The organism is Kutzneria viridogrisea DSM 43870 (genome assembly GCF_000525635.1).
Lineage (GTDB): Bacteria > Actinomycetota > Actinomycetes > Mycobacteriales > Pseudonocardiaceae > Kutzneria > Kutzneria viridogrisea.
This window is the reverse complement of record NZ_CP007155.1, coordinates 4,515,550-4,541,051: the sequence shown is the minus strand read 5'-3', so window position 1 is coordinate 4,541,051 and position 25,502 is coordinate 4,515,550. Positions and strand designations below refer to the sequence as shown.

At 69.5% G+C, this 25,502-nt stretch carries 23 protein-coding genes; 12 read left to right on the top strand and 11 right to left on the bottom strand.

Going from position 1 to position 25,502, the window contains the following annotated elements; all coding sequences use genetic code 11:
* Positions 1-1,440, bottom strand: a complete 1,440-nt coding sequence (locus KALB_RS19870; protein WP_025357466.1) for an FAD-dependent monooxygenase — start codon at positions 1,438-1,440, stop codon at positions 1-3.
* Positions 1,441-1,555: 115 nt separating this feature from the next.
* On the opposite strand from KALB_RS19870, the gene KALB_RS19865 reads away from it, so the two are divergent.
* On the top strand, positions 1,556-2,521 hold the full coding sequence (locus KALB_RS19865) for an Lrp/AsnC family transcriptional regulator (RefSeq protein ID WP_025357465.1): 966 nt from the start codon (positions 1,556-1,558) through the stop codon (positions 2,519-2,521).
* Positions 2,522-2,600: 79 nt separating this feature from the next.
* Here KALB_RS19865 and KALB_RS19860 read toward each other — a convergent pair whose 3' ends face one another.
* Positions 2,601-3,764, bottom strand: coding sequence for an FAD-dependent oxidoreductase (locus KALB_RS19860; protein ID WP_025357464.1), 1,164 nt, complete (start codon positions 3,762-3,764; stop codon positions 2,601-2,603).
* 108 nt (positions 3,765-3,872) lie between these two features.
* Here KALB_RS19860 and KALB_RS19855 point away from each other — a divergent pair, with 108 nt between their 5' ends.
* Positions 3,873-4,490 carry a TetR/AcrR family transcriptional regulator gene (locus KALB_RS19855; protein WP_025357463.1) on the top strand — a complete coding sequence of 206 codons (618 nt, stop codon included), beginning with the start codon at positions 3,873-3,875 and terminating at the stop codon, positions 4,488-4,490.
* On the opposite strand, the gene KALB_RS19850 is transcribed toward KALB_RS19855, so the two are convergent.
* From KALB_RS19850 to KALB_RS19815, 8 genes are all read right to left on the bottom strand, one after another.
* The gene (locus tag KALB_RS19850) at positions 4,468-5,613 is read right to left on the bottom strand and encodes an RNA polymerase sigma factor (RefSeq protein WP_025357462.1); all 1,146 of its coding nucleotides are present in this window, start codon (positions 5,611-5,613) and stop codon (positions 4,468-4,470) included. The genes KALB_RS19855 and KALB_RS19850 overlap by 23 nt on opposite strands.
* 8 nt (positions 5,614-5,621) lie before the next feature.
* Positions 5,622-6,029 (bottom strand): YciI family protein, encoded by a 408-nt coding sequence (locus tag KALB_RS19845; RefSeq protein WP_025357461.1) that lies wholly within the window; start codon positions 6,027-6,029, stop codon positions 5,622-5,624.
* A gap of 238 nt (positions 6,030-6,267) precedes the next feature.
* Complete coding sequence (locus KALB_RS19840; RefSeq protein WP_025357460.1) at positions 6,268-7,725, bottom strand: serine protease; 1,458 nt, start codon at positions 7,723-7,725, stop codon at positions 6,268-6,270.
* Positions 7,726-7,765: 40 nt separating this feature from the next.
* On the bottom strand, positions 7,766-9,328 hold the full coding sequence (locus tag KALB_RS19835) for a S8 family peptidase (protein ID WP_025357459.1): 1,563 nt from the start codon (positions 9,326-9,328) through the stop codon (positions 7,766-7,768).
* A gap of 109 nt (positions 9,329-9,437) precedes the next feature.
* Positions 9,438-12,248, bottom strand: coding sequence for an ATP-binding protein (locus KALB_RS19830; protein WP_030111109.1), 2,811 nt, complete (start codon positions 12,246-12,248; stop codon positions 9,438-9,440).
* A 162-nt stretch (positions 12,249-12,410) separates the two neighbouring features.
* Entirely contained in the window at positions 12,411-14,075 is a 1,665-nt protein-coding gene (locus tag KALB_RS19825) for a PHP domain-containing protein (protein WP_201771942.1), read from the bottom strand.
* A 141-nt stretch (positions 14,076-14,216) separates the two neighbouring features.
* Positions 14,217-14,915, bottom strand: a complete 699-nt coding sequence (locus tag KALB_RS19820; RefSeq protein ID WP_025357457.1) for an SDR family NAD(P)-dependent oxidoreductase — start codon at positions 14,913-14,915, stop codon at positions 14,217-14,219.
* Positions 14,916-14,995: 80 nt separating this feature from the next.
* On the bottom strand, positions 14,996-15,892 hold the full coding sequence (locus tag KALB_RS19815) for an NAD(P)H-binding protein (RefSeq protein ID WP_025357456.1): 897 nt from the start codon (positions 15,890-15,892) through the stop codon (positions 14,996-14,998).
* Between the two features lie 69 nt (positions 15,893-15,961).
* Here KALB_RS19815 and KALB_RS19810 point away from each other — a divergent pair, with 69 nt between their 5' ends.
* The 5 genes from KALB_RS19810 (at position 15,962) to KALB_RS19790 (ending at position 22,067) form a co-directional block, all read left to right on the top strand.
* A complete protein-coding gene (locus KALB_RS19810) occupies positions 15,962-16,795 on the top strand; it encodes a LysR family transcriptional regulator (RefSeq protein ID WP_025357455.1) in 834 nt (277 codons plus the stop codon).
* 322 nt (positions 16,796-17,117) lie between these two features.
* Positions 17,118-18,128: a S1 family peptidase gene (locus KALB_RS19805; protein WP_025357454.1), complete on the top strand. Its 1,011-nt coding sequence runs from the start codon at positions 17,118-17,120 to the stop codon at positions 18,126-18,128.
* 398 nt (positions 18,129-18,526) lie between these two features.
* On the top strand, positions 18,527-19,996 hold the full coding sequence (locus KALB_RS19800) for an FAD/NAD(P)-binding protein (RefSeq protein ID WP_268872274.1): 1,470 nt from the start codon (positions 18,527-18,529) through the stop codon (positions 19,994-19,996).
* Positions 19,993-21,231: an MFS transporter gene (locus tag KALB_RS19795; protein ID WP_025357452.1), complete on the top strand. Its 1,239-nt coding sequence runs from the start codon at positions 19,993-19,995 to the stop codon at positions 21,229-21,231. The genes KALB_RS19800 and KALB_RS19795 overlap by 4 nt, the downstream gene beginning before the upstream one ends.
* A 140-nt stretch (positions 21,232-21,371) precedes the next feature.
* Entirely contained in the window at positions 21,372-22,067 is a 696-nt protein-coding gene (locus KALB_RS19790) for a GntR family transcriptional regulator (protein WP_025357451.1), read from the top strand.
* An 8-nt stretch (positions 22,068-22,075) separates the two neighbouring features.
* Here KALB_RS19790 and KALB_RS47635 read toward each other — a convergent pair whose 3' ends face one another.
* Positions 22,076-22,222: a hypothetical protein gene (locus KALB_RS47635; protein ID WP_158510772.1), complete on the bottom strand. Its 147-nt coding sequence runs from the start codon at positions 22,220-22,222 to the stop codon at positions 22,076-22,078.
* A gap of 68 nt (positions 22,223-22,290) precedes the next feature.
* On the opposite strand from KALB_RS47635, the gene KALB_RS19785 reads away from it, so the two are divergent.
* The 5 genes from KALB_RS19785 (at position 22,291) to KALB_RS19765 (ending at position 25,470) form a co-directional block, all read left to right on the top strand.
* The gene (locus KALB_RS19785) at positions 22,291-23,055 is read left to right on the top strand and encodes an NAD(P)-binding domain-containing protein (protein ID WP_025357450.1); all 765 of its coding nucleotides are present in this window, start codon (positions 22,291-22,293) and stop codon (positions 23,053-23,055) included.
* Between the two features lie 261 nt (positions 23,056-23,316).
* Positions 23,317-23,643: a PadR family transcriptional regulator gene (locus KALB_RS19780; RefSeq protein ID WP_025357449.1), complete on the top strand. Its 327-nt coding sequence runs from the start codon at positions 23,317-23,319 to the stop codon at positions 23,641-23,643.
* Positions 23,640-23,996, top strand: coding sequence for a DUF1048 domain-containing protein (locus tag KALB_RS19775; protein WP_025357448.1), 357 nt, complete (start codon positions 23,640-23,642; stop codon positions 23,994-23,996). Before KALB_RS19780 ends, KALB_RS19775 begins: the two co-directional genes overlap by 4 nt.
* A gap of 1 nt (position 23,997) precedes the next feature.
* Positions 23,998-24,324 carry a DUF1048 domain-containing protein gene (locus KALB_RS19770; RefSeq protein WP_025357447.1) on the top strand — a complete coding sequence of 109 codons (327 nt, stop codon included), beginning with the start codon at positions 23,998-24,000 and terminating at the stop codon, positions 24,322-24,324.
* Between the two features lie 204 nt (positions 24,325-24,528).
* Entirely contained in the window at positions 24,529-25,470 is a 942-nt protein-coding gene (locus KALB_RS19765) for an alpha/beta fold hydrolase (protein WP_025357446.1), read from the top strand.
* Positions 25,471-25,502: the final 32 nt, after the last annotated feature.

Sequence of the window (25,502 nt, the reverse complement as noted above, 5' to 3'; positions counted from 1 at the left end):
TCAGCGGGGCTCACCGAGCCAGCGGCCGAGCGCAGGTTCCAGGTCATCCGCGCTGCCGGCCCAGCACACGTAGCCGTCCGGCCGGATGAGCATCGGCTCGGTGTCGGCGCCCTGACCCGCGCGGTCCACCCTGTCCGACCAGAGGTCGGCGACCTTGGCGAACGTGTCGGCCGGGTCGAGCAGGACACTTCGCCCGGACCGCAGCAGTTCGTGCACCCGGACCGCGCCAAGGTCCAGATCCGGCGAAGGACGGCCGACGAGCGGATGGGCCTCGGCACCCGGCATCGGGTAGCGGATGGCCATCCCGGACAACATGTCGGCGAGATGGTGCTGGACCTCCGGCAGCTGCGTCATGGCCGTGAAGATCTCCCTGGTAGCCGCCACGTCCGGGTTGCGGGTGCCCTCCCAGTCCATCAGCAGGCTCTGCGCCTGGACGTTGCGCAGCACGGCGGCCCCGACCGGGTGGCGTTCCGTGTGATACGTGTCGAGCAGGTTCTCCGGTGCCCAGCCGTGCACGGCGGCGCCAAGCTTCCACCCGAGATTGAGCGCGTCCTGCATCCCGGTGTTCATGCCCTGCGCGCCGAGCGGAAGGTGCACGTGGGCGGCATCGCCAGCCAGGAACACCCGCCCGTGCCGGTACCGCGTGACCTGCCGGGCCGCGTTGGTGATGCGGCGGGCGTAGCGCAGTTCGAGCAGTCGCACCCGCGCTCCGAACACGGTGCGCAGGCCGTCGCGGATCTCGTCCTCGGTGACCGGGACCTCCCTGGGCAGCGACCGGTCCGGCCCGCCCAGGACGAGCCTGCGCAGCTCCCTGCCCTGCGGATCGGTGCCGAGCGGGAACAGTGCGGCGAAGTGCCCGTCGTCGTTCCAGGTGTGCGACATCAACTGATCAATGCCGCTCAACCGCACGTCGGAGGCGATCATGGTCGAGGTGCCCGGCCGACCGGGGAACTCGGCCCGCAGCAACGAACGCACCATGCTGTGGGCACCGTCGGCGGCGACGAGGTACCGGGAACGGACGGTGACCCCGTTGGCGAAGGTCGCGGTGACCCGATCCCCGTCCTGGACGAGGCCGACCAGTTCGTGGTCGCGCCGAATGTGAATGCCTTGTGCGGCAAGGTGTTGCTCGAAGAACCCCTCGATCACCACCTGGGGCACGAACCGCCACGGCAGGCGGTGCCGAACGAGGTTGGGCGGCAGCGCGATACCGGCGAAGTGGCCGGTGCCGATCGGGTGGTTTCCGGTGGCCAGCAACGGTTCCAGCAAGCCGCGCTGGTCGAGTGCCTCCAGCGTGCGGGACTGCACGCCGCCTGCCTTGGACAGGTCGCTGCGCTGGGACAGCTTGTCGACCACCACGGTCGACACCCCCGCCACCAGCAGTTCGTTGGCCAGTGTCATACCGGTCGGGCCCGCGCCGACGATGAGCACCTCGGTGTCCATGGATTCTCCCCTGGTTGTGTCGATCAGGACAGGGGCAACGCTCCGCCCGCCAGCACGCCTGGGCCAGAAACCGGCTTGATTGCGTTGGTATCCGTCGCTGATTACCCTCAGATCGGTGGAATCCGACTACGATGAGCTGGATCGTCGGCTCGTGCACGCCCTGCAGATCGACGGTCGGGCCGCGTTCAGCACTATCGCCGAGGTTCTTGGCGTGTCGGATCGCACCATCGCCCGCCGCTACGCCAGATTGCGGTCGGCCGGAGCGGTGCGAGTGGTCGGCGGAGTCGACCCGACCGCGTTGGGCGCGGTGCTGTGGTTCCTGCGGGTGCGATGCGCGCCCGCCGTATCGGTCCCGGTCGCCGAGGCGCTGGCCAGACGCCCGGACACGTCCTGGGTGAGCCTCACCTCCGGCGGCACCGAGATCACCTGCACGGTCCGCACCGAGAGTGAGGCCGACAGCGAGACGCTGCTGCTGGCCAAGCTCCCCCGCACCCAACGCGTGGAGGGGGTGACCGCGCACTCCGTGCTGCACGCCTTCTACGGCGGCCCGGACAACCTGATCGCCAAGCTCGGCTCACTGGACGACAAGGCGATCGAGCGACTGCGCCCACCCCCGGTGCCGCACCGACCGGGACCGGTGCGGCTCGATGACAGCGACCGGAAGCTACTCGCCACGCTCGCCACCGACGGTCGGACCGGGTTGGAGCAGTTGGCCGCGGTGACCGGCTGGTCACCGACGACGGTCCGGCGCCGGATGCGGGAACTGCGCGAACGCGGGGTGCTGTACCTGGACATCGACGTCGACCCGCGCCTGTTCGCCCTCGGTACCCGAACCCTGCTCTGGCTCTCGGTCGCACCCACGTATCTGGCGGAGGCCGGTGCGGCGCTGGCCGAGCATCCCGAGGTCGCGTTCGCCGCCGCCACGACCGGGCCGACGAACCTGTGCGCGAGCGTGGTGTGCGCGGACCAGCGCGAGCTGTACCGGTACCTGACCACCCGGGTGGCCGCGCTGCCAGCCATCACGCACGTCGAGACGGCACCAGTGATCAGGACCGTCAAGCGGGCCGCGAACGAACCGTGACGACCGGGCAACCTGTGGATGCAGTGGTCATCTTCGGGCGTGCGGTGAACAGCCCTGCTCCGCCCCCCAGCGAGGCGGATCAGGCAGTCCCCGGGTTGAGCAGACGTTCGTTGAGGAACTGCCGCGCGGTGCTGACGTTGTGGACCGGGTCCTCGTCCATCAGCGCGGACACCTCAGAGTCGGCGTGGGCGGCGGCGGTCGAGCGCGGCAGCATGACGTTCTCGTAGGCGCGGGCGGCCTCATCAAGATCGGCGTGGGTGGCGACGGCCGTGGCCAGATCGCTGCCGTCGATCAGGGCGAGGTTGGCGCCAATGCCGTGGGGCGGCAGGAGGTGGGCGGCGTCGCCGAGCAGCGTGACGCCGGGGACGTGGTCCCAGGTGTGGCCCACCGGCAGCACGTGGATGGGGCGGTTGACGAATCCGCCGTCGCTGCGGCGGATGAGGTCGAGCAGGCTGTCGTGCCAACCGTCGAACCGGGCCAGGAGGTGTTCGCGCACGGCCTCGGTGTCGGCGAGGTCGATGCCAGCGGTCACATGCCAGTCGATGGGGATGTCCTCGAAGGAGGCGTACACGCGGACGTGCCCGCCGCTGTTGCGCTGGGCGCCCAGCATCGAGGGACCCGCTCCTGCGACCATGCTGCCGGAGCCGATCAGGTTCGCGAGCGCGGGGTGGCGGGTGTCGACGTCATCGAGGAACGTTTCCACCAGAGTGTTGCCCGTGTAGGTAGGAGTGGCGGCGGACACGGCCGGGCGGGTGCGCGACCAAGCGCCGTCAGCGCCGACCACGAGATCGAAGACTTCCGTTGTGCCGTCACCGAAATGCACGCGGGCGGTGCCGTCGTCCTGTGCGGTGACCCCGTCAACCGAGTGTCCCCAGTGGACAGTTCCGGGGGTGAGGGAATCCAGTAGCAGCTCGCGTAGTTGGCCGCGATCGACCTCGGGTGCGAAGTACTCGTCCTCGGCGGGTTGCTCGTGGTGCACCATCGCGGCGGTGACCGGGTCCAGCATGCGCAGTTCCTGCGCTTCGGGGCGGGCCACCACGCGGAACTGCTCGGACAGGCCGACGGCGCGCAGCGCGGCCTGACCGGTCGGGGCGTGCAGGTCGAGCATGCCGCCCTGCCAGCGGACGGCCGCGGAGGCCTCCCGCTCGAACACGGTCACCGGGTGGCCGTGGACTTGAAGGCCGCGAGCGCAGGCCAGGCCGCCGACACCAGCGCCGATGACCGCGATGCGGGGCGAGCTCATGGATGGGTCCTTCCAGATCGAGGTTCCCCGCCAGAAAAGCACAGCAACTACAAACGTGCAACGACTTAACTATTTGAGTACTACACCTTTGTTGGGTACCGTGCCGAGGTGGACGAACAGCTCGGGCGCCGTGAGCGCAAGAAGGCACAGACCCGCAAGGCGCTGGCCGATGCCGCGCTGGACCTGTTCCTCGCCCGCGGCTACGACCAGGTGGGGGTCAAGGAGGTGGCCGACGCGGCGGACGTGTCGGTGACCACGTTGTTCAAGTACTTCCCCAGCAAGGAAACCCTGGTCTTCGACCTCGACGAGGACGTCGAGACGGCGCTGGTGGCCGCGGTGCGCGACCGTGCCGCCGGCCAGTCCATCCCGCAGGCCCTCCGCGAGCACCTCGCGACGCGGCTGGCCGACCGCCCCGACTACCCGCACATCGAGGCGTTCCGACGCTTGGTCGAGCAGACCCCGGCACTGCGCGACTACGCCAGCCGTATGTGGCTACGCCACGAAACCGCGCTGGCACAGGCAATTGCCGCAGAGGTCGGCGTTCAGGAGGACGACGTCAAGTGCGCCGCCCTCGCCCGGTTCGCCCTCGAAGCGGTCCAGCTGGCGCGCAGGTACGCCGATGCACCCCAGATGATCGACCCGATCTTCGATCTGCTCGAACGCGGCTGGTCGGCCACCCACAAGTGCCGCGTGGCTCGAATCGTCAGCGACACCGCCGGGCGTTGAGCCGGGCGGCCTGGCGGGTCAGGTGGTCGCGCTCGGCGAGGTTGGGGGCCTTGTGGGCCGCCTCGGCGTACAGCCGCGCCGCCGTCGCCAGGTCCCCGTCGCGCTCGTGGAGGTACGCCGCCACCGCGGTATGGCGGGGCAGTGAGTCGTCCAGCGCCGCGAGTGCCGCCAGACCGGCGCGCGGTCCATCGGCCTCGCCGACCGCCACCGCGCGGTTGAGCCGGACGACCGGGCTGTCGGTCAGGCGCGCGAGCTCGTCGTACCACTCGACGATCTGCACCCAGTCGGTCTCCTCGGCGGTGGGCGCGTCAGCGTGCAGTGCCGCGATGGCGGCCTGGGCCTGGAACTCGCCCAGCCGGTCGCGGGCGAGGGCCGCCTGCAGGATCTGGACGCCCTCGGCGATCGACTCGGTGTCCCACCGGCCGCGGTCCTGCTCGGCGAGCGGCACCAGGCTGCCGTCGGGCGCGGTCCGGGCGGCGCGCCGGGCGTGGTGGAGCAGCATGAGGGCGAGCAGCCCCGCCACCTCGGGGTGGTCGATCGCGGCCGCGAGCTGCCGGGTGAGCCGGATGGCCTCGGCGGCGAGGTCGAGGTCACCGGAGTAGCCCTCGTTGAAGACCAGGTAGAGGACGCGCAGCACGGTTGCGACCTCGCCGGGCTGGTCGAACCGCACGCCGGAGACGGTGCGCTTGGCCCGGCTGATGCGCTGCGCCATGGTCGCCTCGGGCACCAAATAGGCCTGGGCGATCTGGCGGGTGGTCAGCCCGCCGACGGCGCGCAGCGTGAGCGCGACCGCGGAGGACGGCGTCAGCGACGGGTGGGCGCACAGGAAGTACAGCTGGAGCGTGTCGTCCACCGCGGGCGCGGGCCCGGGCACCGGCTCCTCCTCGACGAGGTCCTCACGCCGACGGCGGGCGGCGTCGGCCCGTGCCGAGTCGAGGAACCGGCGCCAGGCCACGGTGACCAGCCAGCCCTTCGGGTCCCGCGGCGGGTCCGCCGGCCAGACGCGGATCGCCTCGACCAGCGCGTCCTGCACGGCGTCCTCGGCCGCCGCGAAGTGAGCTCCGCGGCGGACGAGGACGGCGAGCACACTCGGGGTGAGGCTGCGGAGCAGGGCCTCGTTCATCTGGGAGGTCACTCCGTGGTGGTGTGCTGCGAGCCCAGGAACGGGCGCAGCTCGAGCCACTCGTGGATCGGCTCCCCGCCCGCCCCAGGGGCGGCCGACAGTTCCCCGGCCAGCTCGACGGCGCGCTCGTAGCTGTCGACGTCGATCACCATCCAGCCGGCGATGAGGTCCTTGGTCTCGGCGAACGGGCCGTCGGTGACCGGCGGGCGCCCCGCACCGTCGGAGCGGACGAACCTGCCCTCGGGGGCGAGCGCCTGGCTGTCGACGAACTCGCCGGTCCCCTCCAGCCGGTCCGCGAAGTCGCGCATGTACTGCATGTGGGCCGAGATCTCCTCCGGGGTCCACTGGTCCATCGGCACGTTGTTGACCGAAGCCGGAGCGCCGCGGTAGTGCTTGAGCAGCAGGTACTTGGCCATCGGGTGTCTCCTCGGTACTGGTGCGACCCGTTCTGGTCGCGTTCACCCCTGGGACGGAGCCAGCCACGGGTTCTCGACATCGCCGTCCGAAAATTTTTTTGGCTCTCGCGGATGAACCGGATGAGCCGTCTCGGGGTGTCCGGGTCCAGCTGGCCACACCCTACACACAGTGACCCCTTACGACTGAAGGTGTGCCATGAGGACACCCCTGCCCCACGGGGTGCCCTCATGGCGGCGGTCAAGCCACGGTGAGCACGTACTCGGCAGTGCCGGACTTGCCAGCGCTGTCGGTGCCCGTGACTGTGATCTTGTAGGTGCCCGCCTGGAACGGCGCCGAGACGTGCATCGTGGAGCTGCCTGACCCCGACACGGTCGGCGGGCTGAAGTACGGCGCGAACGGCAGACCGGAACCGGTGGCCGACAACTTGACCGTCCCACTGCCACCGCTCACACCGACGGTGGCCTGGGCGAACCCGCCGGGACGGGTGCTGCCCGAACCCGGTGACACGGTCAGCTTCAGATCACCCGGCTGCGGACCGCCGTCGCCGACGGTGAGCGTGAGGGTGGCCGTCTTGGTGCCCGAGGTTCCCTTGCCCGTCACGGTGATCTTGTAGTCACCGTCCGGTGTGGACGATCCCGTGGAGATCGTGAGCTTGGCGTTGTCCCCGGAGTTGACCGTGGTCGGCTGGAACGTCGCGGTCGCCCCGGCGGGCAGCCCCGAGGCGGACAGCTCGACCTTCTCCGTGCCCTGGTCACCGGCCGTGCTGGTGACGGTGGTGGACACCGAGGAGCCTGCCTTGACCTTCGCCGCCGACGGGCTCACCCCGATGGCGAACTTGCCATCGGTCGGCGGCGGGCCGTCGTCCACCTGCTGATGGGCCCAGTCGCCCATCTCGTTGGTGAGCCTGCCGTAGATGCTGAACCGCTCGCACTGACCGGCGCCCCAGGAGGTCACGCCGACGACGATCCCGTCGACCAGCAGCGGGCCGCCGCTGTCCCCTGAGCAGGTGCCGGTGTGGCCGTCGTTGTACCCGGCGCACACCATCAGGTCCGGGTTGACCCTGATGTTGAAGACCTGGCAGACCTTGTCGGCGTCGTTGATCGGCAGCTTCGTCGTCTTCAGCACACCGGAGGCCGACCCGGTGCCGGTGCTCTTGCCGTATCCGACCGCGGTGCCCTCCTTGCCGGGCGCGGTCAGTGCGCTGTCCTTGGAGGAGGCGAACTTGGCCCACTTGTCCTGCGGCACCGGCAGGTCGTCGGCGACGGTCACCACGGCCACGTCGTAGCCGGTCTGCCAGCCGCCCTCGCCAGCGTACTTGGGATGGACCTTGTAGTCGGTGACCTTGGTACGGAACTTCTCGCTGCCCACGACGTTCAGGTCGTCGCTGCCGTACCAGTAGCTCTTGGCGCCCTTGGCGTCGATCATGCAGTGCGCGGCGGTCAGGATCTTGCGCTTGCCGACGACGGAGGCGGTGCAGGACTGCCCCTGCGGGCCGCCGCCACCCTCACGCATGCCCGCGATGACGAACGGGAACGCGTTCACGGTGGTCTTCTCACCGCCGATGATGTTGGGCTGGGCCGCCTGCTCGGGCAGGGCCGCGGCGGCGGAGGGCTCGGCGTGGGCGAGCCCGCCGAGTGAGAGCGAGGACGCCGCCAACGCCAGCAGGAGCGCCACCACCGAACGTGGTGTCTTCATGGTCGTGTTTCCTTTCCGGAGTGCAGGGATCCGGGAACGGTCAGAAGGTCAGGGTCCACGCCGTGAGCGTGCCGGTGTCGAACTTGTAGACGTCCTGGACCGCGAGCTTCCAGGTGCCGTTGGCGTTCTCGGCGGCGGCGTTGACGGTGTAGCTGGTGTGCACACCGGCGGCCGAACCGATGTCACCGGACTTCTTGAGCACGTAGCTGGTTCCGCTGGGACCGATCAGACTGATGGCGAGGTCGCCGGTGTAGGTGTGGTCGATGTCGACCTTCACCGACAGGGTGGCCGGCGCCCTGCCCTCGCAGCCGGACTGCTGCACCTCGTTGCTCACCACGGCACCGGCGTCGGGGATGTCCAGCCTGGTGGAGTTGGTCTTCGGACCACACTTCGTCGGCTGGCCGCCGCCGATGAAACCGGTGTACAGCAGCTTGTTCGGGGATCCGCTGCCCGGGTTCTTGACCGCGCCGTCGGTGGCGTTGTTCACCAGTGCGTCCCGGACCTGCTGCGGGGTGGCGCCCTTGTTCGCCGACAGGTAGAGCGCCGCCGAGCCCGTCACGTGCGGGGTCGCCATCGAGGTGCCGGACATGTTCGAGGTGCTGCCGTTGGACAGCCCGAGCGAGGTGACGTTGACCCCAGGGGCGAAGATGTCCACACAGGACCCGTAGTTGGAGAACGACGCCCTGGTGTCACCGCTGTCGGTGGCACCGGCGGTGATCGCCTCGGGCACCCGGGCCGGGCTGGTGTTGCAGGCGTCCGCGCCGCTGTTGCCCGCGGCGACCGCGTAGGTGAATCCGGCGGCCACGGACTTCTTCAGCGCCTCGTCGCCGACTCCGACCTGGTCCATGCCCAGGCTCATGTTGGCCACCGCGGGCTTCACGCCGTTGCCGGTCACCCAGTCCATCGCGTCGACCGCGGCCGAGTCCGGGCCGTTGCCAGTGCAGTCGTTGCCCAGCACCTTCAACGCGACGATCTTGACCTTCTTGGCAACGCCGTAGGTCGTGCTGCCGATGGTGCCCGCGGTGTGCGTGCCGTGCCCGTTGCAGTCCACGCCCTGGCCGCCGACGAAGTCCTTGCCGATGCTGGCGCGGCCCCCGTACTCGGGGTTGTCGGTCTTGATGCCGGTGTCCAGGTCGTAGGCGGTGACGCCCTCCCCGGCGTTGTTGTAGGTGTACTTCTTGTCCAGCGGCAGGTTCTTCTGGTCGATCCGGTCCAGCCCCCAGGTCGGGTCGTCCTGGGTTTCGCTCGCCTTCGCGGTGCCGTCCTGGTACACCGTGCGCACGGTCGGGTCCCCGGCGAGACGGCGGGCCTGCTGCTCGCTCATCGCCCTGACCGAGAAGCCGTGGATGGTGTTGACGTAGGTCGAGCGGACCTCACCGCCGTACCGCTGGGTGAGCGAGGTCGCCGCCTGGCCGACGGCACTCGCGGCCAGCTGCGTGTCCTCCTTCAACACCACGATGTACTGGTCGCCCCAGTGCTGCTTCGCCTGCACCACAACGCCTTCCGGCTGCGCTGCGGAGGCCGGGACCGCTCCGGCGAGTCCGACCGCGGTGGCCACCGCGACACCGATCGCGAGGCCGATCGTTCGTATCCTGTTGTGCATGGTCGTCTACCTCCAAGGAGTGGGATGAAAAGGACAGCCACTCGTTGGTCTACCTTGGGGCAGCCATACGGACCGAACAATCGAGGCGGTGGTCCGTAAGTGTACGCATCTATTGCAGTTCCCGGCGTGAGCGCAGGCCGAGTTTGCGCAGCACCTTGGCCACGTGCTGCTCGACGGTTCGCCGGGACAGGAACAGCACCTCGGCGATCTCACGATTGGTGTGCCCCCGCGCGAGCAGACCGGCCACGGCCTGCTCCCGTGGCGAGAGATCGTTGCCGTAGCCTCGTCTTCCCCGTTTCGAGGGGCAGCGCGTGCCAAGGCCGCGCAGCACGTGTCGGCACCGCGCGGCGTCCCTGGACGCACCCAACTCGTCCAGGGTCTGCGCGAGTTCCACCAGGGTGTCGGCCGCGTCCTCCTCATGCAGTCGCAGGCGGCACAACGCGATCCGCTCGGTGAGCAGATGAGCTGGGTAGATCAGCCCAAGCTGGTCGTAACGCTGACGGGAGCGGATGAAGGCATCCCTCGCGACGAGGTGGTCTCCGTTGTGCTCGGCGACCAGGCCCACGGCGACACCGATCGCCGCGGTGGCCAGCGGGGTGTCCAGTCCCTCGACCGCCACGCGGAGCTCGTCGATCGCCCGCTCGGCATCGGCCACTCGCCCGCCGGCGCAGTACGCGGCAACGGCGGCCGGAACCAGTTCACCGCCCCACGACCAGACCCCCTTACGCCGCAACATGGCGAGGCCGGTGTCCACGGCAGCGCACGCCGGGCTGATCTCGTTGCGTGCCAGCAACATCGAGACCATCGCCGCCTGCGCGGCGATCACCACTGGCGTGAACGCGTTTTCCGGGGCGGCCAGCCCCGTCCTGGCCAGGTGCTCCTCGGCGCTGCTCCACTCTCCCCTGGCCACTGCGAGCCAACCGAGCACCAGCGCGAGTTCGGTGGTCACCGGGAAGAGTTCCCGGTTGGCGTGCAGCAACTCCGCCGCGCGTTCGTCGAGGCCCGCCCACTTCCCGGTGTACCAGTCCAGCCTGACCTGGGTGGCCTGGCCCGAGCTGACGATGAACGTCGCGCCGGTGTCCGCGGCCAGCCGGTACCCCTTCCACAGGTGGGTGAGCGCCTTGTCGTAGTGGCCGGTCCACGAGCAGGCGTCCGCCACGTTCAAGTGCGTCCTGGCCAGCTCGCGGCGCTCCTCGATGCTGTCGGACGTGCCGGGCAGCAGCGCGATGCGGGCCCACACCTCCGGGTCGCCGGTGTGCACCGTGGCACCGAGGTGGTTGGCCAGCAGCGTCGTCCGCAGGATCTTGTCCTGTGTGTGGTCGATGGCCTGGTCCACCCTGCGCATCCACCGGACGTGCTCGCTCAGCGGCACCGTGCCGTTCAGCGGCGTGGCCAGCACGGACATGCCCTTCGCCGCCAGCCTCGGCCGCTCGTGCAGTTCGGCGACGGCCTGTTCCAGTTCGGTGCGCGCGGCCTCTATCCCGTCGGCCTGCCGCAGCAGAAACAGTCCCAGGGTCAGCCGGATCTCACCCCGCACCGGGTCGGACAGCCTGCCGTCGCCCAGCAGCCGTTGCAGCAGCGCGGTCACATCCAGTTGCGCGTGCCCCACCACCGCGATGCGGCTGAACTTGGTGGCCAGCCGGTCCACATCGGCCGCGGGAAGCCCTGGTGCGGCGAGCAGTTCCTGGAGCAGCCCGATCGCGGCCGAGGAGTCGGCGGACTCGATCGCCCTGTCCACGGCTGCCTCACCGTAACGCAGCCAGTCCCCGAACAGCCCCGCCTTCCTGCTGTGCCGAGCAATCCGTGACAACGGTATCGGCTCGATCTCGCGCAACGCGTGCACCGCGCGCACGTGGAACTCGGTTCGCTCGGGGCCCGGTAGCGTGTCGTGCACCGCGCGCCGCGCGAACACGTGCCTGAAGCCATAGCGATTCTCCGCCACCTCGACCAGCACGTTGCCAACGAGCGCCTCGACGACAGCGGCACGGTCCACCGCGGCCACCTCGCCCAGCAGCTCCACCGAGGCCGCCACCTCCAGCACCGCCGCTGCCTGGGCGATGCGCCTGCCTTCGTCGGAAAGCGCACTGAGCCGTTCCACGGTGGATTCACGCACTGGCACCGGCACGTCGGAGCCCTCGGTCCGCAGCACCTCCTCCACCACGAACGGGATTCCCGCCGTGTCCTGGTGCAACTGCTCCGCCAGGCCAAGGGACACCTGCCCGCCGGTCAGATCGGTCGCGAGCTCCCGGACCTCGGACACGTCGAGTGCGGTCAGCCGGATCCGCACGGTGGAGATCGCGGCCGAGGGCCGCCAGGCACCCCCCAGCGGCCCGGCCCGGTCCCCCAGGTCCTCCTGCCGGTAGGTCAGCACCAGCCCCAGCCCGGCGGGCGGTTCGGACAGCAGGAAACGCAGCAACTGCGCGGTGTCCTCGTCGACCCAGTGCAGGTCCTCGATCACCAGCACCACCGGCCCGATCGCCGACAGCACCGCGCGCACCGCACGGAAGATCCGATGCCGCTCGAGGTTCGGGTCAGCCGATGCCGGTGGCGGTGGCGGTGGCGGCAACACGGCCGCGAGCTCGGGCAGGTAACCGGCCAGCACACCGGCGACCGGGCTCAGGTCGGCCGCCTTGGCCAGCCGACCGGCCAGTGCGCACAGGCAGTCGAACACCGGACCGTACGGGAACGGCTCGCGCAGCGGCTGGCAACGACCGACCGTGAACCGGTACTTGCTCGGATTGGTGGCCCGCATGAGCTCGGCCACCAGCCTCGTCTTGCCGATTCCGGCCTCGCCCGCCACGAACAGCACCGAGGGCGGACGGGCCAGGACGGCCACCATCGTGCGCAGTTCCGCAGCCCTGCCGACCAGTGCCGTTGCGCGGTCGCGAATCGAAACAACGCTTCGACTATCCGGCGCCATGACATTCCGTGTCTTTCGTGCGGAGAATTTCCAGCATAGCGCCGGAAACCCGGACACGGCACCACTATTCAATTGCCGAATCGCCGTACCTATCGCAACGAACAAGCACCCGCATCGTTCGCGGGGCAGCCCGGACCTTTCGCCTGGGTTGTGGTCTGACGCCTAGTCGGCCACGTCGACGAAGATCGGGTTCGTGTAGAACCACAGGTCGCTCCAGGGGTCGCCCTGGCCGGGACCGTGCCGCTGCGGCCCGCAGGGGTCGATCGCGGCACCCAACGGTCCAACACCGGTGCGGTTGCCGTCGCTGCCTCGTAGCCGCACGTAGAACGGCGCGTCCACCCGCCCCAACGGGATCCGCAGCGTGAAGGTGCCGCGCCGGTGCGAGACGTCGATGTGTTCGACCACTCGGGTGTTCGGCGCGCGCCACGAGTCGCGGTCGGCGACCGGACCGGTCACCGCGCCTCGGATCACGTCCACGGTGGCCAGTTTGGGCAGGTCGCCGCGCGGGTTGCGGCGGGAGGCCAGCGTGATCGTCACCTCCAGGCTGACGTGGCGCCCGCGCCGGACGCGCAGCCGTTGCCCCAGCGTCACCCCCGACGGGTCGACACCGTCGCGGCGCAGCCGAACCTCGATGCCGTCGAGCAGGTGCCCGTGGTCCACCCACACCCGGCCCGCCCGCAGCCCGGCCATCACCTCCCGATAGCCGAAGTGGGTCACGCCGACGTGGGTGCGGCTGAACTGGCCGGGCCAGAAGTCGCTGCCGTTCTGCGGAGTCCCGGTGTCGTACGGATCGGGCTTGTGCCCCACCGAGTCGAAGTCCGTCCCTGGCGGGAAGTCGCCGTCGTGCCAGGTGTCCCGCACCGTGCGGTGGTTGTCTGAGTTGGAGGTGATCCAGAACGGCTTGCCCTCGGCCAGCATCGCGTCCCACATGCCGCCGACGGTGGCCGTCATCCAGTCGAACCCGCCGAAGGTCCGGTACGCCTCGGCCGGGTAACCCGGCCAGGACTGGTCCGAAGGCGAGTTCTGGTACTCGCCCCGGACGCTGTCCGGGGTGCTGTTGGTGGCGATCGCGGCGGCCTGCGCCCCGGGCGCGCCCTCCATCCCGATGAAGATCTCCGGCGCGGCGTCGCGCCAGGCGCGCAGCTCGTGCGGGGAGTCGATGCCCAGCCGTGACGGGTGGTTGGCCAGCACCAGCACGTCGGGCACGGAGCCGTCGCGGCGCTGCCGGGCCAGCCACTGGATGGCGGCGATGGCGGCCCGTTCGTTGTCCGGGGTGGACTTGTCGCGCTTGGTGAGCTTGCCGTCGTGAGCCAGTTCGAAGCGGGTGAGCAGATCCACCTCGTGCCTGCCGGGTGGGGACATCACCGTGGCGTGTTCCGCGGCCGGGATGTACCACTCCAGGCCCTGGAAGACCAGCAGTCGCGGCTGGGCGGCGCGCACCCGCAGGATCTCCTCGTGCTCCCGCGCGGCACCACCGGCGGTGGCGTGCCCGAAGTTCGAGTGCTCGGTCAGCACCATCCAGTCCAGACCGAACTGAACAGCGTGCTCGGTCTGTTGCAGCAGCCGGTACTTCGCGTCGTGGCTGTAGAGGCTGTGCACGTGGTGGTCGCCGACGAGGTAGCCGTACCGCCGTGCGCCGCCGCAGTCCGCGGTCGATTCGGCAGCCCTCGCGGTGCCGGCGCCCAGCGTCGTGGTGGCCAGGAAGCCAGCACCGAACAGGCCCGCCCCACGCAGCAACGCCCGCCGGGAGACACCCTGCGCGTCCAGCCTGTCCTGTGCGACCTCTGGGTCGGCCCACCGGGGAAGCATTCTCTCGTCGTCAGCCACGGGGCCGGACGCTACGACGCGTAGCAAGCGGGTTTACGACAAACGGGTGACAACTGCCTGTACGGCACGTTACAGGTCCGACCAATGACCGACGGCGCCCACCGCGGCCAAGCAATGCCGCGGTGGGCGCCGTCAGGTCCGCTACCAGGGCACGACCTGCCCCTGGTAGTCGAGGAAGTGCAGACCCCGCTTGCCGCTGTGGCCTTCGATCGTGCGCGCCACACCGGGGATGCTCTGGTCGATACTGAGGTCGGCGTCCGGCCCGCCCAGTTCGGTCCGCACCCAGCCGGGGTCGATGAGCAGCAGCGTCCGCGTGTCCTCGACGTACCGAGCGGCGTAGCAGCGCATCAGCTGGTTCAGGGCGGACTTGCTGGCGCGGTAGGTGTCCTGGCCGCCATCGGTGTTCAGGGAGACGCTGCCCTGGCTCGAGGACATGACCCCGATGGTCCCGGTCGGCGCGACCAGCGACCGGAAGGACTCGACCACGCGCATCGGACTGAGCGCGTTCGTGACCATGACCTCGACGAACATCTCGGTCGGAACCTCACCGATCGGGATGTCGCCCTTCGCGATGGCTGCGTTGACGAACAGCAGGTCCAGAGTGCGCCCCGCCAGTCGTTCGCGCAGTGCCGAGACCTCCTCGGGCTTGGTCATGTCCACCGACTCGACGAGGAGTCGGCCTTCGGCGGATTCGGCCAGCTCGTGCAGGCCCGTGCGTTGGCTACCGCGAACAGTCGCGATGACCTCCCACCCGCGCTGCACGTACTCGGCGGCGAGGGCGAGCCCCAGGGCGCGGGACGCACCGATGATGAGGGCGGTCTTGCGAGTGCTGCCGGTCATGTTGCTCCTATTGTGGATCAAGCTTCGAGAGAGGCCGCCAGGCGACTGACCGCCGTCTGGCGACGCTGGGCTACTTGTGTTCAGGCGAGCACGGCAGGCTTGAGCACCTGCTCGCACCACTGGCCGAAGGTCGTCGGGCTCGCGGTCTGCGCGGTGCGCGGCACACCGTCGTCCAGGCCCTCGTCCTTGGCCCGCTTCATGTCGACCATGCCCTGCACGAACGCCGCACCGATGCCGTGGCCGGTGAGCGCGGCGCCGAGGTCCTCGAGCGACTGCCGTTCGTAGCGCACCGGCCGGTCGAGCACCTCGGACATGATGCGCGCCATGTCGTTCGGCGAGAGGTCCTCGGGGCCCAGCACCGGGACGCTGCCCGTCCCCGTCCAGGACCGGTCGAGCAGCAGGCCGGCCGCGGTCGCGGCGATGTCCCGGGTGGCGGCCGACGGCGCCTTCCGGTCGGCGGCCACGGAGTCGGTGAACACGCCGTTGTCGCGGATCGAGCCCACCTCGCGCAGCAGGTTGTCCATGAACGACGGGAGGGCGAGCGCCCGGTAGGCCACGCCCGTGCCCGCGATGAGGTCGTCCATGGCCAGCGAGGCCGTGACGAGCCCGGCGCGGTCGGCGAGGGCGGTGCCGCGGCCGAGCGCGGAGACACCGACCACGTGTCCGACGCCGTGGGCCGTGAACGCCTGCGCGACGGCGCGGGTGAACCCGGAGTACGCGATCTCCAGGCTCGGCGCCTGGGCGTCCAGCGGGACGACCCAGAAGACGGCGTCCGCACCGGCGAAGGCCCGGTCGACGATCTCGGGGTCACCGTGCGAGCCGGACACGACCTCGACGCGCTCGCGGACCGAGTCGGCGAGCTTGGCGGGGTCGCGCACGACGACGCGGAGTTCCTCGCCGTGTTGAGGGGCCCCCTCGAGCAGGACACGCAGCACCTGGCTGCCGATGTTGCCCGTGGGTGTCGTGATGACGATCATGATTCGAGTCTCCGGGGCGGCCCGGCTGGACGTCCAATACCCTTCCCCGAGGATTGATACCCTGAGGGCATGGATCTCGATCTGCGCAAGCTCCGCTACTTCGTCGCGGTGGCCGATCACCGGCACTTCGGTCGGGCGGCGGAACAGCTCTACATCGCGCAGCCGGTCCTCAGTCGACAGATCCGGGCTTTCGAGCAGGAGCTGGGGTGCGCGCTCCTGCTCCGGACCACCCGCAGCGTGGAGCTGACCCCCGCGGGCAAGCAGCTCCACGAGGAGGCGCAGGGGATCCTCAAGGCCGTGGACGCGGCGGTTCGGCGGGTGCACGACGTCGATCAGAGCGTCGAACGGCTCGTCGTCGCCTTCTCCCCCGGTCTGCACGTGTCGGAGGCGATCCGCGCGTTCACGGCGCGCCACCCGGAGGTGGAGATCGACCTCGTCCCGTTGCACTGGTGGGAGCGGGACGCTCCGCTGCGAGACGGGCGGATCCAGGTCGGATACCTCCGGCGACCGTTCAACGACTCGGGGCTGCGGACCATCCACATCGGCCACGAGCCCAAGGTCGTGTGCCTGTCGGTGACCCACCCGCTGGCTCGCCGTCACGCGCTCACGTTGGCCGACCTCGACGGTGAGCCGCTCCTCGACGCGCAGGCGCGGCGGACCTCCTCGATCGAGGAGAAACTCGAACTCGTCGCCTCCGGGCACAACATCGCGCTCGTCCCGCAGAGTGTTGCGCGGTCCTACTCCCGCCCCGACATCGTCTACCTCCACGTCACGGACGCGATGCCCGTCGAGACCTGCCTGGTCGTGGCCGAGGACAGGCGCGAAAGGCGACTGCTCGACTTCCTGGAGATCGCCACCACCACGCTGCTCCAGCACTCGGCGAGGACAACAGCCGTCAACTGAACCGGTCCCGCTTCACCGCCGAGCGCCGCTCGGTTGCGGCGACTTCTTCGGGGTGATCACTCCTCACAATCCCGCATGCGCGATCGTGGATGCCTTGGAGCACAACGATCCCCGTCGCGCGCGCCCGCAGACCGCCCTCTTCGAACTCTTGAGAGTCAACCCCCCGATCGTCGGGTGACGCGCACCCGCGCCCTCGCTATATTCCGGTATATCCGAGGTTAAAACCAAGTGAGGTAAACAGTTTTCCCTTCTCCTCGGACAAGTCCACTGTGGATCATCCCTGTCATCGCAGTCCTGCCATCCCTGCACAGGAGGACAGCTCATGATCAGCAAGAAGGCACTCGTCGGCGTCGCGGCACTGGCCGTCTCGGCGCTCGGCGTCCCCGCCGCCAACGCCGCCCAGCCCGGCACGGCCGAGTTCGCCCAGGCCCAGAACTCCGCGATCGCCCAAGCCGAGCAGGTCTCGGGAACGCTCGGTGCGGCCACCGGCGGCTACTACCTCGACGGCACCACCGCGGTGGTCACCGTGCTGGACTCGGCCGCGGCCAAGGTCGTGCGGTCCCACGGCCTGGTCGCCCGGACCGTCAAGCACAGCTTCGCCGCGCTGACCAGCGCCAAGAACAGCATGGACTCGGTCACCGGCGTGCCGCAGACCACCTGGGGCATCGACACCGCGAGCAACCAGGTGGTCGTCACGATCTACGACGCCGCCAGCAAGTCCAGCAGCGACAAGGTGACCGCCGCGGCCCAGCGCCTGGGCGACGCCGCGCGCATCGAGCACAAGGCGGGGCGGCTGGACCTGCACATCGCCGACGGGGACGCCATCCGCAACGGCGGGAGCCGCTGCTCGCTGGGCTTCAACGTCGAGCAGAACGGCACCCCGTACATGCTCACCGCAGGGCACTGCACCAATTTGGGCGGCACCTGGTCCGGTGGGGACGTCAGCGGGGCGGAGGTCGTGCACAGCGACTGCCCCGGGGCCGACTCCGGGGTGCTGACCCGGCCCAACGGCACCGGCCCCGGCCAGATCAACACCGGCCAGGCGATCACCAGCGCCGGCTCGCCCACCGTGGGCCAGCGCATGCAGAAGCAGGGCTCGACCACCGGCGGCGGCAGCGGCCAGATCACCTCGGTGGACCAGACGGTCAACTTCGACGTGGGCGTGCTGGAGCACGAGTTCGGCACCACGGCGCACACCGACCACGGTGACTCCGGCGGCCCGGCCTACAGCGGCTCGGTCGGCCTGGGCACGCTTTCCGGCGGGGACACCCAGACCAGCTACTTCTACCCGCTCGAGTTGGAGTTGCAGTCCTACGGCCTGACCCTGGCCTGATCCACAAGACGACGAGACCGCCCCGTTCGGCCGACTCAGGCCGGGCGGGGCGGTCTCGTCGTAAACAACTGGACCTGTTGGCTCCGATGGAAATGCCCGCACCCGAGCGGACGCGACCACTACTCCGGCCGTATTGCAGTCGCCACAGATGTGCAACAGTGCTTTCCGGTATTCGTCACCCCCTCTGACGACTGCTGTTAGTCACTTTTTCCGAGTACTTCTCACTCGACTGGACGCCAGCCGGAACGGCTATTGACGGCACGAAGAGCGCTTGCTTACATACGATCAGATTACTTTCTTTGCAAACATCTGGTTAATCCTTTGCATTGTGCTGTTCGCACCGAGGAGGGTCCGTGTTCACTGGGGGAACCGGCCGCGAGCGTGTGGCTGTGGTCGGAATGGGCGCCACCGGCGTCATGACAACCATTCACCTGATCAACGAACTGCTGCGGCGAGGCATGCCCGAGGCGGTGGAACTGCACCTGATCGAACGCGACACACGCTTGGGCGCGGGGGTCGCCTACGGCACGACGCTGCCCGAGCATCTCCTGAACATGCAGGCCGGGACGATGAGCCTGGTGCCGGAGCGGCCCGATCACTTCGTCGACTGGCTCGGGGGCTGCCGATCCGCCTACGTGTCGCGTTCGGACTACAGCCACTACCTGTCGCACTGCCTGGAGGACAAGCTCGCCGAGGCCGCGCGGTCCGGTGTCGAGGTGGTGCGCACCCGCACCGAGGTGGCCGACTGCGAGGTCGACGAGACCCACCTCGAACTGGTCGCCGACACCGCACTACCCCGGTTCGACCGGGTGGTGCTGTGCCTGGGCGATCTGACTTCCACCTCCTACCAAGGGTTTCGGGGACACCCCAGCTACGTCCACTCGCCGTGGCGAGCGGCCGGGCTGTCCTCGATCTCCACGGGGGCACGGGTCGGTGTGCTGGGTACCAGTCTCACCGCGATCGACGTACTGCTGTCGCTGCGGGCACAGGGACACCAGGGCGAGATCGTCTGCCTTGCCCGGCAACGGGGTCTGCCCGCCGTGCAACCGGAAGTGCTGCAACCGCACCGACTGCGGCACCTCACCCACGACGCGGTGCGCGCGATGACCCACGACCACCGCAGGAAACTGAGTCTGCGCGAGGTCGCGGGGCTGTTCGCGCGCGAGTTGGACGGGCTGGGCGCGGTCGACCTGGCCACCGCGCACGCGCACGGTGCGACCGACGCGCTGGAGCTGCTGGCCGAGGACGTCCACCGCGCACGGACCGGGCAGGTGCGCTGGTACTCGGCGCTGGACGCGACCTCCGAGCTGACGCCCACGCTGTGGCGGCACCTGGATGACGAGGCCAAGGCGGAGTTCCTGGACAAGCACATGTCGGTGTGGAGCCGGTTCCGCCACCCCATGCCGCTGGTCAACGCGCAACGGGTGGCCGCCATCGCCGAGACCGGTCGCCTGGCGGTGCTCACCGGACTGCGCGCCATCCACGCCACCACCTCCGGCGGTTTCGACGTGCAGCACGGCAGCGCCTCGGCCCCGTCGGTGCGCACCGTGGACCACTTGGTCAACGCCACCGGAACGGGCGCGAACCCGTGGCTGGTGGACTCCCCGCTGCTGCGTTCGCTGTTGCGCCGCAACCACCTCAGCGCGCATCCCTTCGGCGGCGTGGACGTCGACTTCGACACCATGGCCGCGCGCGGACCGGACGGCACCTGCTCGAACCGGTTGTTCTTCATCGGCCCGCTGACCAGGGGCGTGCACTTCTACACCAACTCGATCGAGACGAACCTGGCCAACTCGGTGCGGCTGAGCGCGCACCTGGCCGACCGGATCGCCGAACCGGCGCAGCTGGTGGCCGGAGGCGCCCGGTGACCGCGACCCGGGCCGGGCAGACCACCGAGACGGCCCAGTCGGTGGCGCGCTGGGTCACCGTGCTTCTCGCGACCGCCAGCGCGATCGTCTCGTCCAACATCTACTGCAACCAACCCCTGCTGGGCACGGCCGCGGCGGCGCTGGGGGTGCCCCCGGGCGTGCTCGGCCTGGTGCCGACGGCCGTGCAGTTCGGGTGTGCCGCCGGAATCCTGGTGTGGGTCCCGGCCGGGGACCTGCTGTCGCGCCGTCGGCTGATCCTCGCACTGACCTCGGTGTCCGCGCTGGCGCTGGTCGCCGCCGGACTCGCCCAGAACGTGCCGTGGCTGGTGGCCGCCAGCTTCGCGATTGGCGCGCTGTCACCGATCCCGCAACTGGTCGTGCCGCTGGCGGTCGCGCTGGACGGCGGGGTCCGGCGAGGTCGGGTCGTGGGCACCATCCAGGCCGGGCTGCTGGTGGGTGTGCTGGTCTCGCGCACCGGATCGGGCTGGCTGGCGGAATGGGCCGGGTGGCACACGGTGTACTGGGTTTCCTGCGTGCTGACGATCGCGCTGGCCGTGGTCCTGTGGCGGTCGCTGCCCGACGATCCGGCCCCCAAGGGCGCGCCGGGTGGGTACCGGGCGGTGATGGCTTCGCTGCCCCGGTTGCTGGCCAGGCCGCTGGTGTGGCGGATCACGGTGTCCGGTGCGCTGGTGGGCATCTCGCTGGGCGCGTTCTGGACCACGCTGACGTTCCTGCTCGAACAGGACTACGGCCTCGGCGCGGGCGTGGTCGGTCTGTTCGGCCTGGTCTCGGCGGTCACGGCGGTGGCCTCCCCGGCGTCAGGGCGACTGGCCGACCGGGTCGGACACCGGCGCGCACTGGCCGCGCTGGTCGGGCTGGTGCTGGCCGGGTGGCTGGTGTTGTGGCCGGGCGGGCAGGTGCTGCCCTGGCTGCTGGTGGGTGTGGTGCTGTTGGACGTGGGGATGTGGGGCAGCCAGGTGATCTGCCAGGCGGCGCTGTTCACCCTGGAACGGGCCACGCACAACCGCTTGAACGCGCTGTACTTCGTGCTGCGCTTCTCCGGCATCGCGGCCGGTTCCTCGATCGGGTCACTGGCCTGGAGCACCGGTGGCTGGACGGCGGTGGTGCTGACCGGCCTGCTCACCGGTGTGGCCGCACTGGTGATCGGGGTCAGTGCGCGCACGGGTGCGGCGCCGTCCGGGACTCAGCTGGCGGTGGCCGCCGGGCGGGACTGATCGGCGCGCGGTGGTGGGAGCAGGACCGCCTGCTCCCACCACCACGCCGCAGATCACGGCCAGATTGTGCTACAAAGTTGCCGCCCTGCGTTCCGCACTGGGAGGATGCGGCCCAGGCAGACAGGGGGCGCGAGCATCAGATGGCACTGGCACCGTCGCGAACGAACGGACTGTCGACCGCGCCCGAGCGGGTCGCCGCCGCCCTGCGGGACGAACTGCTCGACGGTGCCCACCCGGTGGGCACCCGGCTGCGCGAGGAGGAACTGGCCGAACGCTTCGACGTCGGCCGACACACCATCCGCGCGGCGCTGCGACTGCTCGTCGAGAACAGCCTTGTCGTGCACGAACGCCACCGAGGGGCCGTCGTCGCGCCACTGACCAAACGCCGCATCGACGAGGTGTTCGACTACCGCAAGATCCTCGAACTGGGCGCGCTCCGCGTGGCACTGGCAGCGGGAGCGGACCTGACCCCGGTGCGCGCGGCGGTGCAGCGCTTGGAAGAGCTGGCACGGCGGTCGCCAAACCCCTCGTGGCGTGACCTCACGGCAGCGCACAGCGCCGTCCACCGCGCGATCGTCGCCGCAGCGGGCAACTCCCACGTGCTCAGCGCCTACCACCGCTGCGAGGACGAGGTTCGGCTGCTACTCACCTTCGTCCGGCCGGACTTCGACGCCGTGCGCCTGGCAGCCCTGCACCGCGAGCTCGTCGAACGCCTTGAACTGGGCGGTGAGGCCGCGGTCGAGGCGCTGGACGAGGACATCGAACACGGGGGACGCGCGGCCCTGCTGGCAGCCCTGCGCCGCGCCGAGGACGCCGCACGCATGTTGGGGCGGTGATCCGCTCCTCACCCCACGCAGTTGTCCGCGACCGTGCTGTTCGTGCTCGGCACAAGCGCCGGGCCAACCGGGTTGCCCACCCAGGACACCTCCGGCAGGACCGGCATGACGTCGGCCCCGTCCGACTCCGCAAGTGCGGAACGGGCGGCGACCATCCCGGACTCCGCTGACACAGACCCGGGCCAACACGGGCCACGACCACCACGCACCACGGAGGAACACAGTGCAGCGCATCGGCATCATCGGGGTAGGCGAGATCGGCCGGGCCATCGTGGCCGGTCTGTGCGAGGGAGACGACCAGTCGACCGAGGTGTTCCTCTCCCCACGGGGAGCCCGCATTGCCTCAGAGCTGTCCGAGCGCTACGAGGGTGTGCAGGTGTGCGCCGACAACCAGGAGGTGGTGGACCGCTCCGAGCTGGTGATCATCGCCGTGCGCCGCCAGGACCGGCACGATGCCCTGGCCAGCTTGCGGGTGGACGATGACAAGATCGTGGTCAACGTCATGGCCGGCGTCGGCAACGACGACCTGCGTCAGACACTGGCCACCGACGCCCCGCTGGTCCGGGCCATCCCCCTGCCGGCCGTACGCGAACGCCGCTCCGTCACGGTGGTGTACCCGTCGCAACCGGCGGTGAACTCCCTCTTCGAGCACCTGGGCGGGGTGCTGCCGGTCGCGGACGAGGCGGCCTTCAACGTCTTCTCCGCGCTGACGGGGACGCTGACCGCCCACTACTGGTATCTCGCCACGCTCACCTCGTGGGCCGCCGGCCAGGGCATCGCCTTCCAGGACGCCGACCGCTACGTCCGCAGCCTCTTCCAGGGCCTCGGCCGCTCCCTGAACGACGAGACCCGCAGTCTGCGTCAACTCGCGGCCGACCACGAGACCCCCAACGGAAGCAACGAACGCATCCGCACCACCTGGTTCGACCAGGCCAACTCCGAAGCTCTCCAGAAGGCGCTCGACGACCTCCTCGCCGATCTCCAGTAGCCCGGGTCAAGGGCTCGCGCCCGAAGCCGCCCCGTGAGCTGACCGCGGACCCACGGGGCGATTCCGCCGTGCTCAGGTCTCGGACCGCTTGTCCCGCAAGCACTGGAGGGTCCGGTCGACCTGCTCATGCGGACAATCCGTCCGGATGTTCACACGCCGGAACAGCCGTCGCTCGCCGCTTGCTGAGCGCCCCCACTACTCTGTGATACCGTATAGTGGTACTCGGTGCCACAGAGTACTAGCACAGCCAGGAGGGCCGGGATGGACGACCTGACGGAGATGCTGAAGGGCACGCTCGAGGGCTGTGTGCTTGAGATCATCGGCAGCGAGGAGATCTACGGGTACGCCATCACGCGTCGACTGAACGAACTCGGCTTCGTCGACGTCATCGAGGGCACGGTGTACACCATCCTGCTGCGATTGGAGAAGAACGGGCTCGTCCAGGTCACGAAACGACCGTCCGAGGTAGGGCCGCCGCGCAAGTTCTATGCACTCAATGACGCGGGGCGCGCAGAACTCGCGACGTTCTGGGCGAAATGGGAGTACATCTCATCACGGATCAACAAGCTCAGGGAGGGCGGGGAATGAACTTCTGGGAGACCATCACGGGCAGCGATATCACCAGGGAATGGAAGACGTTCGAAGCCCGGGCCGCGGCATTACCGGCCGACTACCAGGCGGCGTGGGAGAAGATCAAGGTTCATCTTTCCTCCTACTCGGACTTCACTGGCCGCAACCTGGTGCCGATTCTCGACGGCGCTCTGGGACTACTCCAAGAGACGGCGTCCGAGGGGCAGAGCGTTCACGAGGTGCTGGGTGACGACATCGAGGGCTTCTGCGCGGCGCTGGCCGGCGGCGAAGGAGCCCCGAGCTATCGCGACCGGTGGCGCGAGCAGTTGAACAGGAACGTCGCAAGAAAACTGGGCCAGCTAGGAGGTTGACGTGGGTATCCAGGACATCATCGAGGGCAAGAAGCAGTGGCGGGCGCACATGGCCCGGGTCAAGGCGCTCCCGCGGGACTACCAGATCGTCTACAGGGAGATGCAGAGGTACTTCTTCAAGGTCGGGCCGGTCGGGCTGGCTGACGGGTCCCTGCTCTCGGGGATCCTCGATTTCTTCGAGGAGGGCGTTGTGGCCGGCAAGGGAGTCCTGGAGCTCATTGGCAACGACGTCGCGGCCTTCTGCGACGACCTGGTGAAAGACTCGCGCACCTACGCGGACATCTATCAGGAATCCATCAGCGGGGAACCCGGCACGGCCGAGAAGTAGCACCTGTCGACCCAAGGCACTGGCGGGCGCTCCCTAACCACCGGGTTGCCCCTTTCTCCCGCATCCCGGCCGGGCCCGTTGATCGGGTGCACGCTCATACCGCTCACCAGCAGGAACTGGTGCAGTCAACCGAACAGCGGCACCGGGGCTCCGGTACCGACCTCTTCGCGTGTCCCGCCTTGGCTTTCTGGGACAATCGCCGTCATGGTCATCCATCGCGAGGTGTCAGTCAACGGACTCACCATGCACATCGCCGAGCAGGGCACGGGCCCGTTGGTCCTGCTGCTGCACGGCTTCCCGGAGAGCTGGTACTCCTGGCGGCACCAGTTCCAGCCGCTGGTCGAGGCGGGCTACCGCGTGGTCGCCCCCGACCAGCGCGGCTACGGCGGTACCGACGCGCCGAGCGCGGTTGATCAGTACACGATCATGCACCTGGTCGGCGACGTGATCGGGCTGATCGACGCCCTGGGCGAACAGCAGGCGGTCGTCGTCGGGCACGACTGGGGTGCGCCCATCGCGTGGAACACCGCACTGATGCGGCCGGACCTCGTGCGCGGCGTGGTCGGCCTGAGCGTGCCGCCCGCTCGTCGTGCTCCCGCGCCGCCGCTGGGACTGCTGGAGAAGCGGTTCGGGCCGGATTTCTACCAGATCTACTTCCAGCGTACCGGGGTCGCCGACGCCGAACTGGAACGGGACCGGCACGACACCTTCCGCCGTTTCCTCGTCGCCGCCTCCGGTACCGGTCAGGTCTCGGCGTCGGCCGCGGCGGGCGGCGGGTTCCTGGATCGGATGCCGAAGGTGGAGACGCTGCCGAGCTGGCTGACCGAACAGGACATCGACACCTTCGCGGAGCAGTACGCGCGCAACGGCTTCACCGGTCCGCTGAACTGGTACCGCAACATCGACCGGAACTGGGAGCTGACCGCGCCCTGGGCGACCGCGAAGATCACCGTGCCCTCGTACTACATCACCGGTGAGCGGGACGTGGTGCGTACCTTCGGCGCCCCCGACTTCCTGGATCACCTGCCCTCGATGCTCACCGATCTGCGCGGTGTGCGCGACATCGCGGGCAGCGGGCACTGGATGCAGCAGGAGTACCCGGCCGAGGTGAACGCGGGTCTGCTGGAGTTCCTCAAGGGGCTCTGAACTGATCGCCGGTGCAGGTGGGTTCCGCCTCG

Coding starts and splice junctions, on each gene's coding strand:
- KALB_RS19845 (WP_025357461.1), bottom strand. CDS start 6,029: ATGGCCAAGTACCTGCTGCTCAAGCACTACCGCGGCGCTCCGGCTTCG.
- KALB_RS19815 (WP_025357456.1), bottom strand. CDS start 15,892: ATGATCGTCATCACGACACCCACGGGCAACATCGGCAGCCAGGTGCTG.
- KALB_RS19850 (WP_025357462.1), bottom strand. CDS start 5,613: ATGAACGAGGCCCTGCTCCGCAGCCTCACCCCGAGTGTGCTCGCCGTC.
- KALB_RS19820 (WP_025357457.1), bottom strand. CDS start 14,915: ATGACCGGCAGCACTCGCAAGACCGCCCTCATCATCGGTGCGTCCCGC.
- KALB_RS19805 (WP_025357454.1), top strand. CDS start 17,118: ATGATCAGCAAGAAGGCACTCGTCGGCGTCGCGGCACTGGCCGTCTCG.
- KALB_RS19780 (WP_025357449.1), top strand. CDS start 23,317: ATGGACGACCTGACGGAGATGCTGAAGGGCACGCTCGAGGGCTGTGTG.
- KALB_RS19870 (WP_025357466.1), bottom strand. CDS start 1,440: ATGGACACCGAGGTGCTCATCGTCGGCGCGGGCCCGACCGGTATGACA.
- KALB_RS19800 (WP_268872274.1), top strand. CDS start 18,527: ATGGGCGCCACCGGCGTCATGACAACCATTCACCTGATCAACGAACTG.
- KALB_RS19775 (WP_025357448.1), top strand. CDS start 23,640: ATGAACTTCTGGGAGACCATCACGGGCAGCGATATCACCAGGGAATGG.
- KALB_RS19830 (WP_030111109.1), bottom strand. CDS start 12,248: ATGGCGCCGGATAGTCGAAGCGTTGTTTCGATTCGCGACCGCGCAACG.
- KALB_RS19765 (WP_025357446.1), top strand. CDS start 24,529: ATGGTCATCCATCGCGAGGTGTCAGTCAACGGACTCACCATGCACATC.
- KALB_RS19790 (WP_025357451.1), top strand. CDS start 21,372: ATGGCACTGGCACCGTCGCGAACGAACGGACTGTCGACCGCGCCCGAG.
- KALB_RS19840 (WP_025357460.1), bottom strand. CDS start 7,725: ATGAAGACACCACGTTCGGTGGTGGCGCTCCTGCTGGCGTTGGCGGCG.
- KALB_RS47635 (WP_158510772.1), bottom strand. CDS start 22,222: ATGGTCGCCGCCCGTTCCGCACTTGCGGAGTCGGACGGGGCCGACGTC.
- KALB_RS19810 (WP_025357455.1), top strand. CDS start 15,962: ATGGATCTCGATCTGCGCAAGCTCCGCTACTTCGTCGCGGTGGCCGAT.
- KALB_RS19835 (WP_025357459.1), bottom strand. CDS start 9,328: ATGCACAACAGGATACGAACGATCGGCCTCGCGATCGGTGTCGCGGTG.
- KALB_RS19860 (WP_025357464.1), bottom strand. CDS start 3,764: ATGAGCTCGCCCCGCATCGCGGTCATCGGCGCTGGTGTCGGCGGCCTG.